Here is a 13,034-nt window from a genome sequence, read left to right as displayed (position 1 = left end):
TCTCCTGATTAATTTAAGACGTTTGGAACCGCTAAACGGAATGGATCAATCTCGGTGATAAATTGCTGTCCTTTTTCATCCAACAACATGTAGTGTCCTTGCATAACGCCAACCGGTGTCTCAAGCGCAGTTCCGCTGCTGTAAGTGTATTCGTCGTTGCCCGGAATAAAAGGCTGTTGACCAACCACTCCTTCACCTTCGACCGTCATTTGTTTACCGTTTGAATCGGTGATTAACCAGCGACGGCTAATTAATTGGACAGTTTGTTGGCTGAGGTTTTTTATTGTGATGATATAAGCGAAGACGTATCGCTGCAGTTCTGGGTTGGACTGTTCTTCAATGTATTTGGTATGAACTTGGATTTTGATGCAAGGTTGAATGACGTCCATGTGCACTCCTCGAGAAACGTTGTATCCCAATAATAATAAGCCAAACCGGCAAGGGTTTGGCTTATCGTTCGAGTTCTTTATTGCTGCGGGTTGTCCGCGAGCCAGTTCGCCATGGCGACGAATTGTTGTAGCGTTAGGTTCTCTGGACGCATGCTAGGGTTGATACCCAGTTCTTCTAGTACTTCAGTACTTAGTAGCGACTTGTAGCAGTTACGTACAGTCTTACGGCGTTGGTTAAAACCTTCACGACATACACGCTCCAACAAACGTAGATCTTTTGCTGGGTGTGGCAGCTCTTCGTAAGGAACCAAGCGTACTACGGCTGAGTCTACTTTCGGTGGCGGAACAAATGCCGTTGGCGGTACTTCTAGTACTGGTACCACTTTACAGTAGTACTGTGCCATTACGGTTAGACGGCCGTATGCTTTGCTACCAGGGCCTGCCGCTAAGCGATTTACCACTTCTTTTTGAAGCATAAAGTGCATGTCTTGAATGTCTTTATGGAATTCAAATAGGTGGAACATCAATGGTGTAGAGATGTTGTATGGCAAGTTACCGAAGATACGTAGCTTGTTGTTTGGCTTCACTAACTGCGTGAAGTCAAAGCGCATTGCATCGCCTTCATGAATCGTAAGTTTGTCTGCCAATTCAGGGTGGTTACGTAGACGTTCTGCTAGGTCACGGTCCAATTCGATAACCGTGAACTTGTCGACTTCGCGACCAACAGGCTCGGTGATTGCACCTAGACCAGGGCCGATTTCAACCAGGTTTTGCCCTGGTCTTGGGTTAATTGCTGATACGATGCCATCAATAATGTATGGGTCGTTCAGGAAGTTTTGACCAAAACGTTTACGCGCTTTGTGTCCTAAATGGACATCATTTCTCATTGTTTCTTCTCTACCAATTCTATCGCATGCGTGAGCGCTGTTCGGAAGCTCCCTGTATCCGCTTGACCTGTCCCTGCCAGTTCTAATGCAGTACCGTGATCTACCGATGTTCTAATAAAAGGTAGACCAAGAGTAATGTTTACTGAACGACCAAAGCCTTTGTATTTTAAAACTGGCAATACTTGATCGTGGTACATGCCTAAAACAGCATCAGCATCGTTTAAATACTTTTCATTGAAAATGGTGTCTGCCGGTAATGGACCGATCAGATTGATTCCTTTTTCTTGTCGAATCTTTTCCAATGTCGGAGTGATGGTCTCGATCTCTTCGCGACCCAAACAGCCATCTTCTCCCGCATGTGGATTTAGCCCGCAAACATAGATGTTTGGTTGGGAGATGGCAAATTTTTCTACAAGATCTTTATGAAGAATATCGATGATTTTTTCTAATCGCTCTTCCGTGACGGCTTTAGATACGTAAGCCAAAGGAATATGCGTTGTTACTAGAGCAACTCGCAGCCCTTCGGTGGCTAGCATCATCACGACCAACGGTGTGTTGGACTTCTCGGCGAAGAATTCAGTATGCCCACTGAACGCAACACCAGAGCGATTGATCACCCCCTTATGTACAGGGCCGGTGACAATAGCATCAAATTCATCATTCATACAGCCCAAAGCGGCTCTTTCTAGTGTTTTTAACACGTAGTGGCCGTTGGCTTCATTGAGTTGACCCGCGATGACATTTTCTGCCATTTCGATATGGTCAACGATCAAGGTGCCTGCTTTTTGTGCCTTTGGTGCTTCTTCTGGATTGTAATCAGTCAGTTGAACATCAATGCCAAGCAAGTTGGCACGTTCCAACAGCATATTTTTGTCTGCGCAGACGACGATTTGGTGAGCCCAGTCTTCCTTAGACAGAGCCAGTACCAAATCCGGGCCGATACCCGCAGGTTCCCCAGCGGTCACGACGATTCTGCGAATCGAATTAGTTGCCATCATTGTCATCCACGATTTCAACGAATGCGCTTGCGCGTAGCTCTTGCATCCATGCGCCAGCTTCTTCATTAAACTTACGGTTAAATAGAATGCGGTAAGCTTTGTTCTTCATTGCTGAGTCTGTACGGTCGACTTGGCGACGGTCTAGAACTTCAACAATGTGCCAACCGTGTACCGTTTTGAAAGGCTCACTGATTGAGCCAACAGGTAGCGTTTCTACTTGGTGTTTAAATTCTGGTACGTATAAATCAGGTGTTTGGTAACCTAGCTCACCATTTTGAGCCGCTGAACCAGGATCTTGACTGTACTGTGTTGCCAGTTGAGCAAAGGTTGCTTCACCTGCTTTGATGCGACGGATGAACTCGTTTAGCTCTTTCTGTGCACCTTCATCACTCAAGATAACGGTTGGCTTGATCAGAATGTGGCGAGCATTTACCTCTGTTACCGCTACGGTCTCAAGGCCTTTCACATCTTCTACTTTTAGGATGTGGAAGCCGATGCCGCTTCGGAATGGGCCAATGATGCTGCCTTTATTTTGCATCTTGATCTGGTCTGCAAAGATGGTTGGCATTTCTTCTTTACGCATCCAACCCCAATCACCACCTTGTAGCGCTTTAGGACCTTTTGAGTAGGTGTATGCCATTTCAGAGAAGTCTGCACCGTCTTTTAGTTTCTTAACCAATGCATTGGCTTCTGCTTCGACTTCTGATTTGTCTTTATCGTCAGAGAAACGAAGTTGGATGTGGCCAATCTTGTATTGAACTGTAGCGTTAGTTTCAGTCGCCAATTGGTCGGCAAGGCTATCGACTTCAGCTGGCAAAATGTTGATACGACGACGAACTAGAGCATTACGCGCTTCAGAAGCAGCAATCTCTTTACGAATCTGCTCACGGAATTCTGGGTAGCTGAGACCTTCAGCTTGAACAGACGCAGCTAACTGCTCCACGCTTTGATTGTTGTTGCGAGCAATTTCTGCGATCGCTTGGTTCAGGCGGTTGTCATCAATACGAACACCGATACGCTCTGCCTCTTGGCCTTGCAATGTGTCGATGATCAGTTTCTCTACCACTTGGTCTTTCAGCACACTTGCCGAAGGGAGGCTCTTGCCACTTTGGCGAGCATTAGCTTGCAGCGTTTTCATCGCGGTATTGATGTCGCTTTGTAGAATTACACCATCGTTAACGATGACTGCAACCTTATCAAGCTCTACTGGCGCTGCTGTTACACCACAAGATAGTAGGGTGGTGAATAAGAGTGATTTCCAAATTTTCATTAAAAATTCCGTCAGTAATGGTGTTTAAGCGTCTTGTTATAGGTAAGACGCTTAATTCAATTAATTGTTCAAATAGAATGGACGACCGTATTTAATCGCGTTGTCCGAGCCATCAAGCTCTTTCGCGGCCGAATCTGCGCGTTGGTTGGTTGCAAAGCCTTGAATACCGAAGTTCACACTGATGTTGTTTTCGTATTCTGGTGATGCACCATCACTGCCGATTGCTCTGTCATCCCAACCCAGTAGTTGGTTCGAGTAAGTCAGACCAAAGTACCAACAATCTGATTGGTAACGAACGCTAGCAAGCCATTCCATATCAATGTTTTCATTCAGATCGTAGTAGTACTGGCCACTTGCAGACCAGTTCGGGTTGAACTCGTATGCCGCCACGATACCTGCTTGTGAAATACCTTTACGAGTGATCGTATCTAGGTTTTCGACAATGATCGTATCTTCAATGTATTCACGCGTTACATAACGGTAGTTACCTTGAATAAAGCCACCATTAAATTGGTATTCCAACGTGCTGTTTGCAAGTTGCATCGAGCTCAAGTCGATGTCGTACTGGATACCGCCGTGGTAGAACAGGTAATCGTTGTAGTTGAAGTCAGTCTCAACCGCCCACGATGAGTAGTTTGATGTTTCATCTGGCAAGCTTGGGTTATTACTGATCTTAGTCTTCTTATCAAAGTAATAGATCTGACCAAACGAGACGTTCAAGCGCTCTTTGTAGTCATCATCGAAAAAGCGAGTACTTGCACCGTAGCTTAACTGGTTTGCTGAAGCAATTTTATCGATGCCACTGTATTTGCGACTGCGGAATAGACCGTAATAGTCGGTTTGCAGCAAGGTGGTATCGTAGTTGTAAATGTTGCTCTGATCTTCATCAGGAACATACAAGTACTGTAACTGTGGTTCTAACGTCTGTGTGTAACCTTCGATCCAGCTGGTATCACGCTCTAAGTACATGCGAGCATGTGTGCGGAATTCGGGGATCACACGTGACACGTTTTCATCCAGTGTATTACGCAAGTCAGTATCAGTTAATCCCTCTAAGTCTTGCGAGTAGTATGTTGACAAGACGCGAGCTTCTGTTGTCCAAGTTGCCCAGGAGTTTGATAGCGGGATCGTAATACCTGGCTCTACGTGAACACGAGTTGCGTTTGGTTTCGCGGTGTCATCGGTATCGAAACTACTCACTTGGCTCTTCACATCGAAGTTAACGTAGTTGCCCCAAAGTGGCGTGTAGTAGTTAAGATCAAGTTGAGGCAGCAAGCGGTATGGTTGGTTATCTTCTTGCAGTAGGATTTGGAAATCACGCACTCGCAATGACGCATCCCAGAAGTCAGAGCGGTATTGAACTTCGCCTTCTTGTAGCAATTGACCATCTTCGCGGTTACCAATATCAGAGTCGAGATCTCGGAAGTAGTCGATATCACTTACTTTGGAGTAATCAAGGCTGACCACCCATTGTTTATTGATGATACCGTCGTGTTTAAACTGGTAACCCCAACGCGACTCGTCATCGTACTTTTTGTCGCTGCCCATGTATTCGCCTTTGACCTCACCGTCACCCCAACCATTGGTTAGGTAGCGGAAGTCAGTATCTAGCTTAGTACCGCGCTTTTGCATGTACAGAGGCGTAATTGTCATGTCGTATTGAGGGGCAATGTTCCAGTAGAACGGAATTTCAACTTCCAGACCGTCGCTTGAACCGTATGACATAGAAGGGAAGAGAAAACCTGTTTTACGCGTATCGCCAATTGGCATCGTCAAGTAAGGCACGTAGAACACTGGTACATCTAACACCTCAAAACGAGGGTGGTGCAGAGTTGCCGTTTCTTCGTCTTGATCAACATCGATTCCTGATGCCACTAATCGCCAAGAGTTATCGCCTTGTGGGCAAGAGGTAATGGAACCATCTTCTAGTTCATAAACAGATTGGCCCGTGCGTGCAATGTAAGCGGCGGTGCCTCGACCTTGTTGGCAGAGGAATTGGTAATCGGTGTTTTCTAGCGAGAAAGTATCTTGATTAATGTCGTTGGTGACGCGATCTGAGCGTGCTTTTACTTTGCCATCGTTGAAGGTTACGTTACCTTCAGCGACAACAACATTGTCTTGTTGGTGAAGCGTTACGCTATCCGCGGTGATTTTCTTCGGACCTTGCGTGACTTCTACGTTGCCAGAGTACTGAGCTTTGTCACCATTGATGGCTTGTAAGCGGTCTGCTTGTACTACGACTTCGGAGTTAAGCGCGTCCTCCTCACCACTTGTTTCGACCAAACATTGATCTGTGGTGGGCATTTCCTGCACACTATCATTGATATTCGCTTCAGCTTGAGTGGTGGGTACAAACAAGGCGGTGCTGATAGAGGCCGCTAAACATGTGCGGGAGAAATGTTGCATTGAATTGAACTTTCCTGTGTCACTACTACTCGATGGCTATAGGGCTTGTTGTACCCTCGCTTTATAGCCAAATGAATCAACTATAGTTTGCAATTATCCCAGAGCATGGATTCGCTGTGGCATAATGCCGATATAAAATAGCTGCAAAGATAAGCAGGCGAAATAGCCTGATCATAAAAAAACTAATTCCATTATCATAAAGGAAATCGTTGCGTCCGGCACTATAAGACCGCCGTCGTCGATAAAAATTCATTGATAGAGAACACATAATGCATATTTTTGGCAAAATTTTGGGTGCCTTTTTTGGCTTGTTACTCGGTGGTCCATTCGGTTTGTTGTTTGGCCTATTTATCGGTCACCAATTCGATAAAGCACGTCGTTTAAGCCAAGCGGGGTTTTCTACCGGAGGCTTTGGTAAAGGTCCAAGCCAAGCCCAGCGCCAAGAAGAATTTTTTAAGGCTGCATTCGCAGTTATGGGACATGTGGCAAAAGCCAAAGGTCAAGTGACTAAAGAAGAGATTCAACTTGCGTCTGCGATGATGGATCGCATGAGTTTACATGGCGAGCAACGTCGTGCAGCACAAGAAGCGTTCCGTGATGGTAAAGAGAGTGACTTCCCACTTGAAGATGTATTGGTTCGTGTGAAAATCTCTTCAGCAGGGCGTTTTGACTTGTTGCAGTTCTTCTTGGAACTACAAATCTCAGCGGCGTTTGCTGATGGCTCAATCCACCCAAGTGAACGCAGTGTATTGCACAAAATTGCCCGTGGTTTAGGGTTCTCTTCGGAGCAATTAGAACGTCGCCTGAACATGCAAGAAGCCGCGTTTCGTTTTCAAAGCCAAGGTGGTTTCCATGGTCAGCAACAAGGGCAATATCAATCTTCAGGTGCAGGTTGGCAGCAAGCTTCACAAGCGGATCAACTGGCGGATGCCTACAAAATCCTTGATGTCTCTTCAGAGGCGGACGGCAAAACGGTCAAACGTGCTTACCGTAAATTAATGAATGAACATCACCCAGATAAATTGATGGCAAAAGGTTTGCCACCAGAGATGATGAACGTTGCGAAAGAGAAATCTCAAGAGATTCAAAACGCTTACGATCTGATTAAGAAAGTCAAAGGCTTTAAGTAGTCGGACGTTTTCTATCAAGTATTGGGTTTAAAAAGGGCACTGAGTGCCCTTTTTTCATATCTTAGTCTTGGAGTTGCCGGTGTCTTTAGCTTTTGACCTATCATGATCCTAACGCTAATTGACCTCAAATCCCCCAGTTTAGTTGGCCTGATTCAAGTCCCAATCGTATTCGTATTTCACTTTGCCAGAGAAATTTTTGTATTGCGGTGCGTATTTTGCGATGTGGTTGAAGATTTGTTTTTCTCCACCAAAGTCCGTTGCAAACCAATCATAAATAGAAGACAGCTGTGCCGTGTTACCTTGAATAGATACGCCTTTGCTGCTGTTGATAAATGTTCTAGCGGCACTATCCAGTAGAGCTTGCGTGTTGTCAGCGGTGAATGCTTGAGACTGCAGATTAGGGCACCCTAGGCTGGCACAGTTAACCGCGTAATGCGTTCTGGGGTCATTCCAAATTGGACGTAAAATGCGGTGTTCAATATCGTTTAAAGTCAGATCTTTCCCGTTGATCACGACCACATCATCCCCCCAAGGGCCAAAGCTGAATAGCCCACCAAGTTTGGTAATCGATTCGACAGGATAGTTATCTAGGATTAAGTCTACAGTGATGGCGTTGTAAAGGTTTACCCAGTAGGCGTATTGCTCTGCTTGGTTGTATTCTAGAGGGTCGAGTTTTGCCAAACGTTGGATGTATTGTTTCAGCTTAGTTTTATCGGCTGAGGTGACTTGGCTGTAACGAAACAAGGTATTCTCGCTTTGTTCAACTAAATAAGCATCGAGCAGTTGCTGCCAATCTTGATGAGAGATTTGACTTTGATTGGCTTGATTCGATTGTTTCCAGTACGGCCATAAGTCGGATTTAGGTGCGGCAAATGTCGAGAAAGAAACGAGCGCACACAAGAGTAATAACAGACGCTTCATAGAGATACCTTTGGGTTAAAACCTTATTGATAGTGTAGACCTGCATAGGGCGAAGTTTCTTTCTTGAGGCAATGAAAATAAAAGAAAAAAGGCTGACATAAGCCAACCTTTTTTTGTTTAAATTACGATTTTAATTAGCTTAAGAAGCTTGGGATATTCGCCTCGTACTCAGCAATCTTATCTTCGTGTTGAAGGGTAAGACCGATATTGTCCAAACCGTTTAGCAGGCAGTGACGACGGAATGAGTCGATTTCAAAGCTGTACTCTTTGCCGTTGGCGCGAACCACATTCGCTTCTAGGTCTACTTCCACTTCTGCGCCTTCGTTAGCCTCAACAAACTGGAAGATTTCATCCACTTCTTGCTCCGTCAAACGAACTGGCACCATTTGGTTGTTGATCGAGTTACCGTAAAAAATATCGGCAAAGCTTGGTGCGATCATCGCCTTGATGCCGTAATCCGCTAGTGCCCACGGTGCGTGCTCACGAGAAGAACCACAACCGAAGTTTTCACGCGCTAGCAAAATCGAAGCGCCTTTGTAGCGAGGAGCGTTCATCACGAACTCTGGGTTCGGTTGTTCGCCAGCATCGTCTAGGAAGCGCCAGTCATGGAATAGGTGCTTACCGAAACCTAGGCGAGAGACCTTTTGTAGGAACTGCTTAGGAATGATGGCATCAGTATCTACGTTCGCTGCATCTAGAGGAACAACTAAGCCTGTGTGTTGTTTGAAACCTGACATTTGTTCTCTCCTTAACCTAATCCAACTCACGAATATCAACAAAGTGACCAGCAATTGCTGCTGCCGCTGCCATAGCAGGGCTAACCAAGTGGGTACGACCATCACGACCTTGGCGACCTTCAAAGTTACGGTTTGAAGTAGACGCACAACGTTCATGTGGACCCAAACGGTCGTTGTTCATTGCTAGACACATTGAACAACCTGGTAGGCGCCACTCAAAACCCGCTTCTTTAAAGATAACGTCCAAGCCTTCTGCTTCTGCTTGCGCTTTTACTTGCTCAGAGCCAGGAACGATTAGCGCTTGAACGTGAGACGCGACTTTGCGACCTTTCGCTACTTCAGCTGCTGCGCGCATGTCTTCGATACGTGAGTTAGTACAAGAACCAACGAAGACTTTATCGACGTTGTAATCAGAAAGTGCTTTGCCTGCTTCTAGGCCCATGTAAGCCAACGCTTTTTCAGCAGAAGCTTTTTCTACTGGATCGGCAAAGCTTTCTGGTGCTGGGATCGGTTGGTCTACCGCGATAACTTGGCCTGGGTTAGTACCCCAAGTGACTTGTGGTTTAATGTCTGCTGCGTTTAGCGTCACAACCGCATCAAACTGAGCATCATCGTCAGTTTTTAATGTCTTCCAGTATTCTACTGCTGCATCAAAATCGGCACCTTGAGGTGAGAATTTACGGCCTTTGATGTATTCGAATGTGGTTTCATCTGGTGCAATCAAACCGGCTTTCGCACCTAGCTCAATTGCCATGTTACATACGGTCATACGGCCTTCCATTGAAAGGTCGGTGATCGCCTCACCACAAAATTCAACCACGTAGCCTGTACCGCCAGCTGCTGTAGTTTCACCGATAATCGCTAGCACGATATCTTTAGCGGTGATACCCGGAGCCACTTTGCCTTTCACTTCGATCTTCATCGTTTTAGCGCGCGCTTGTTTTAGCGTTTGAGTCGCTAATACGTGCTCAACTTCAGATGTACCAATACCAAAAGCGAGAGAGCCAAACGCACCGTGTGTAGCCGTGTGCGAGTCACCACAAACAATGGTCATGCCTGGTAGGGTAATACCAAGCTCTGGGCCCATAACGTGCACAATACCTTGATATTTGTGGTTAATGTCGTAAAGCGTAACGCCAAACTCTTCACAGTTTTTCGATAGCGTTTCCATTTGGATACGAGCCATCTCACCGGATGCGTTGATGTCTTTGGTGGTTGTCGAAACGTTGTGGTCCATGGTGGCAAAAGTTTTGCTGACCTGACGCACTTTGCGACCTTTTTCACGCAAGCCGTCAAATGCTTGCGGAGATGTCACCTCATGTACCAAGTGACGGTCGATGTACAAGATTGGGTTTTCCCCTTCTGCTGCGACGGCAACGTGTGCGTCGTAGACTTTTTCGTATAGTGTTTTGCCCATTGTTTGCTATCTCGTGTATAGCTCCCGACAACGGCTTATCAGGAGCAAATAATTATTATCAATTAGTGCGGTATTAAGAGTTTAAGATGTACTCAGCGATCTTATCGCCCATCTCAGACGTCGAAAGTGCTGGGTTGTCACCAGCAAGGTCGCCTGTTAGCTCACCCGCTGATAGTGCTTTTGAAACTGCCGTTTCGATGTCTTGTGCCGCCGTTTCTTCACCTAGGCTGTAACGCAACATTAGTGCAGCAGATAAGATTTGTGCCACTGGGTTAGCGATGTTTTTACCTGCGATATCTGGTGCACTGCCGCCTGCAGGCTCGTACAGACCGAATTTGCTTTCGTTTAGGCTTGCTGAAGGCAGCATACCCATGGAGCCAGTGATCATTGCGCACTCATCAGAAATGATGTCGCCGAAGATGTTTGAACATAGCATTACGTCGAACTGAGCTGGGTCTTTGATAAGCTGCATAGTCGCGTTATCAATGTACATGTGTGATAGCTCGACGTCTGGGTAGTCTTTTGCGATTTCTTCGACCACTTCACGCCATAAGATAGAACTTTGTAGAACGTTCGCTTTGTCGATAGAGCACACTTTCTTGCGACGTAAACGAGCAGACTCAAAAGCGATTTTTGCAATACGTTCGATTTCGTAACGGTGGTACACCTCAGTGTCGAACGCTTTCTCTGTTGGACCTTCACCTTCACGACCTTTTGGTTGGCCGAAGTAGATGCCGCCCGTCAGTTCGCGGACTACAACGATGTCAAAACCGCGACCTGAAATGTCTGCACGTAGTGGTGAGAAAGCTTCAAGACCTGAGTGGATTTGCGCTGGACGTAGGTTACAGAATAATTGGAAGTGTTTACGTAGCGGCAGTAGGGCACCGCGCTCAGGTTGGTCGTTTGGTGGTAAGTGCTCCCACTTAGGGCCGCCAACTGAGCCGAATAGGACTGCATCAGACTCTTCACACGCTTTTACGGTGCTTTCTGGAAGTGGGCAACCGTGATTATCAATCGCAATGCCGCCCACATCATGCTCGTCACGCTCAAACGCAATGCCGTGTTTCTTCTCGATTGCATCTAGCACCTTGTGTGCTTGCGCCATTACTTCTGGGCCGATGCCGTCGCCTGGTAAAACGGCGATTTTGTATGATTTGTCTGTCATGGTAATCCTTTAAGTTTTCTAAATTTTTGAGCTTGTCTAAAACGAATTTGGTTGGAGCCTGAGTTGTGAGGCTCAAGCTCCATGAATTAATGATTAAACCGTCGCAATTCTCTTTTGCTTCATCTCTTCAATCTTATCGGCACGATGAATGCTGTTGATAACGTGTAATAGCGCTTGGCCAGATGCTTCTACGATATCGGTAGAAACGCCGGTACCGTGGTACTTACGGCCCTTGTAGTTAGCGATGATGTCTGCTTGACCAAGACCGTCTTCACCTTCGCCTTTTGCGGTTAGGTCAAACTTGTCTAGAACGATTTCGTAACCTGTCACGCGGTAGATACATTGGTATAGCGCATCAACAGGGCCATTACCGACGGCAGCTTCACACATTTCTTCATCGCCACATTGCATTTTGACGCTGGTGGTCGCCATTACGCTGCCAGATTGCACGCTTAGGTAATTCAACTTGTAGAAGTCGTCTTCTTCACGCAAGTTCGAGAAGTGCATTAGTGCTTCTAGATCGTAGTCGAACACCTGACCTTTGCGGTCAGCAAGCTTCAAGAAGTCTTCGTACAACGCATCTAGGTTGTACTCTTCTTCTTTGTAGCCCATCGCGTCCATGTGACTCTTAACCGCAGCGCGGCCACTGCGACTGGTTAGGTTCAATGCTTGGTTCTTAAGGCCAATCGACTCAGGCGTCATGATCTCGTAAGTGTTCTTGTTCTTTAACATGCCATCTTGGTGAATGCCTGAAGAGTGGCTGAACGCGTTAGCACCAACGATAGCTTTGTTGCTCTGGATTGGCATGTTACAAAGTTGGCTGACCAACTTGCTGGTACGGTGGATTTCGTCGTGTTTTAGACCGGTATGCACACCCATGAACTCTTGGCGGGTTTTTAGGATCATCGCGATTTCTTCTAGAGAGCAGTTACCCGCACGCTCACCGATACCGTTGATGGTGCCTTCTACTTGTCGAGCGCCTGCTTGAACCGCTGCGATAGAGTTCGCAACAGACATGCCCAAGTCATCGTGACAGTGAACAGAAATGATCGCTTTGTCGATGTTTGGTACACGGTTGAATAGGGTTTCAATGATGCCACCAAACTCGCTTGGTACGGTGTAGCCAACGGTGTCTGGAATGTTGATGGTGCTTGCGCCAGCATCGATGGCCGCTTCAACCATACGACATAGGTTGTCGATTGGCGTGCGACCTGCGTCTTCACAAGAAAACTCAACGTCGTCCGTGTAATTACGTGCGTGTCTTACGGCTTTCACGCCCATTTCTACAACATCGTCGTAGCTACGGCGCAGTTTGTCTTGAACGTGGACAGTAGAGGTAGAAATGAAGGTGTGGATTCGGAATGCATCTGCGACTTTTAGCGCTTCAGCGGCAGCATCGATATCTTTCGCAACGGCACGCGAAAGGGCACAAACTCGGCTGTTTTTAATGTGTTTTGCAATAGTTTGTACGGACTCGAAATCGCCAGGAGAAGAAACAGGAAAACCCGCTTCGATAACATCAACGCCTAGCCTTTCCAGCGCATAGGCAATTTGCAGTTTTTCTTTAACCGTCAAGCTTGCTGACAACGCTTGTTCGCCATCACGCAATGTGGTGTCGAATATAATGACCTGATCGTTCATGTTTGCTTCCTTCATGATTTCTGCACTTTTCGTGCAATTTAATCGTTTACTTCCGGTATATAGATATAAAAAA

General features: G+C 46.3%; 11 protein-coding genes. 1 reads left to right on the top strand and 10 read right to left on the bottom strand.

Features of this window, described 5'->3' with window-relative positions:
• Positions 1–8: 8 nt before the first annotated feature.
• The 5 genes from apaG to lptD all read right to left on the bottom strand — a co-directional run bounded on the left by apaG (position 9) and on the right by lptD (position 5,950).
• On the bottom strand, positions 9–389 hold the full coding sequence (apaG, locus tag ACLIIY_RS13420; RefSeq protein WP_045416471.1) for a Co2+/Mg2+ efflux protein ApaG: 381 nt from the start codon (positions 387–389) through the stop codon (positions 9–11).
• A 77-nt stretch (positions 390–466) separates the two neighbouring features.
• Positions 467–1,276: a 16S rRNA (adenine(1518)-N(6)/adenine(1519)-N(6))-dimethyltransferase RsmA gene (gene rsmA / locus ACLIIY_RS13415; RefSeq protein ID WP_009707797.1), complete on the bottom strand. Its 810-nt coding sequence runs from the start codon at positions 1,274–1,276 to the stop codon at positions 467–469.
• Positions 1,273–2,271: a 4-hydroxythreonine-4-phosphate dehydrogenase PdxA gene (gene pdxA / locus ACLIIY_RS13410; RefSeq protein ID WP_039841404.1), complete on the bottom strand. Its 999-nt coding sequence runs from the start codon at positions 2,269–2,271 to the stop codon at positions 1,273–1,275. Before pdxA ends, rsmA begins: the two co-directional genes overlap by 4 nt.
• Positions 2,261–3,544 (bottom strand): peptidylprolyl isomerase SurA, encoded by a 1,284-nt coding sequence (gene surA, locus ACLIIY_RS13405; RefSeq protein WP_005437385.1) that lies wholly within the window; start codon positions 3,542–3,544, stop codon positions 2,261–2,263. The genes pdxA and surA overlap by 11 nt, the downstream gene beginning before the upstream one ends.
• 60 nt (positions 3,545–3,604) lie before the next feature.
• Positions 3,605–5,950 carry an LPS assembly protein LptD gene (gene lptD, locus ACLIIY_RS13400; RefSeq protein WP_270050236.1) on the bottom strand — a complete coding sequence of 782 codons (2,346 nt, stop codon included), beginning with the start codon at positions 5,948–5,950 and terminating at the stop codon, positions 3,605–3,607.
• A gap of 269 nt (positions 5,951–6,219) precedes the next feature.
• On the opposite strand from lptD, the gene djlA reads away from it, so the two are divergent.
• Positions 6,220–7,080 carry a co-chaperone DjlA gene (gene djlA, locus ACLIIY_RS13395; RefSeq protein ID WP_409378744.1) on the top strand — a complete coding sequence of 287 codons (861 nt, stop codon included), beginning with the start codon at positions 6,220–6,222 and terminating at the stop codon, positions 7,078–7,080.
• A 138-nt stretch (positions 7,081–7,218) separates the two neighbouring features.
• Here the strand turns inward: djlA and ACLIIY_RS13390 are convergent, their stop codons facing one another.
• The 5 genes from ACLIIY_RS13390 to leuA all read right to left on the bottom strand — a co-directional run bounded on the left by ACLIIY_RS13390 (position 7,219) and on the right by leuA (position 12,961).
• Positions 7,219–8,001, bottom strand: coding sequence for a DUF547 domain-containing protein (locus tag ACLIIY_RS13390; RefSeq protein WP_434527728.1), 783 nt, complete (start codon positions 7,999–8,001; stop codon positions 7,219–7,221).
• Between the two features lie 134 nt (positions 8,002–8,135).
• The gene (gene leuD / locus ACLIIY_RS13385) at positions 8,136–8,738 is read right to left on the bottom strand and encodes a 3-isopropylmalate dehydratase small subunit (protein ID WP_409378742.1); all 603 of its coding nucleotides are present in this window, start codon (positions 8,736–8,738) and stop codon (positions 8,136–8,138) included.
• A gap of 16 nt (positions 8,739–8,754) precedes the next feature.
• Entirely contained in the window at positions 8,755–10,155 is a 1,401-nt protein-coding gene (leuC, locus tag ACLIIY_RS13380; protein ID WP_038893917.1) for a 3-isopropylmalate dehydratase large subunit, read from the bottom strand.
• 73 nt (positions 10,156–10,228) lie between these two features.
• The gene (gene leuB, locus ACLIIY_RS13375; RefSeq protein ID WP_005430431.1) at positions 10,229–11,320 is read right to left on the bottom strand and encodes a 3-isopropylmalate dehydrogenase; all 1,092 of its coding nucleotides are present in this window, start codon (positions 11,318–11,320) and stop codon (positions 10,229–10,231) included.
• Between the two features lie 93 nt (positions 11,321–11,413).
• Complete coding sequence (leuA, locus tag ACLIIY_RS13370; RefSeq protein ID WP_005437391.1) at positions 11,414–12,961, bottom strand: 2-isopropylmalate synthase; 1,548 nt, start codon at positions 12,959–12,961, stop codon at positions 11,414–11,416.
• Positions 12,962–13,034 lie beyond the last annotated feature (73 nt).

The organism is Vibrio sp. K4 (genome assembly GCF_051122595.1).
Taxonomy (GTDB): domain Bacteria; phylum Pseudomonadota; class Gammaproteobacteria; order Enterobacterales; family Vibrionaceae; genus Vibrio; species Vibrio owensii.
This window is presented reverse-complemented; position numbering and strand designations above follow the sequence as displayed.

Bases quoted from the DNA above. Each gene is read 5' to 3' on its own strand.
- apaG (WP_045416471.1), bottom strand. From the start codon at position 389: ATGGACGTCATTCAACCTTGCATCAAAATCCAAGTTCATACCAAATAC.
- rsmA (WP_009707797.1), bottom strand. From the start codon at position 1,276: ATGAGAAATGATGTCCATTTAGGACACAAAGCGCGTAAACGTTTTGGT.
- pdxA (WP_039841404.1), bottom strand. From the start codon at position 2,271: ATGGCAACTAATTCGATTCGCAGAATCGTCGTGACCGCTGGGGAACCT.
- surA (WP_005437385.1), bottom strand. From the start codon at position 3,544: ATGAAAATTTGGAAATCACTCTTATTCACCACCCTACTATCTTGTGGT.
- lptD (WP_270050236.1), bottom strand. From the start codon at position 5,950: ATGCAACATTTCTCCCGCACATGTTTAGCGGCCTCTATCAGCACCGCC.
- djlA (WP_409378744.1), top strand. From the start codon at position 6,220: ATGCATATTTTTGGCAAAATTTTGGGTGCCTTTTTTGGCTTGTTACTC.
- ACLIIY_RS13390 (WP_434527728.1), bottom strand. From the start codon at position 8,001: ATGAAGCGTCTGTTATTACTCTTGTGTGCGCTCGTTTCTTTCTCGACA.
- leuD (WP_409378742.1), bottom strand. From the start codon at position 8,738: ATGTCAGGTTTCAAACAACACACAGGCTTAGTTGTTCCTCTAGATGCA.
- leuC (WP_038893917.1), bottom strand. From the start codon at position 10,155: ATGGGCAAAACACTATACGAAAAAGTCTACGACGCACACGTTGCCGTC.
- leuB (WP_005430431.1), bottom strand. From the start codon at position 11,320: ATGACAGACAAATCATACAAAATCGCCGTTTTACCAGGCGACGGCATC.
- leuA (WP_005437391.1), bottom strand. From the start codon at position 12,961: ATGAACGATCAGGTCATTATATTCGACACCACATTGCGTGATGGCGAA.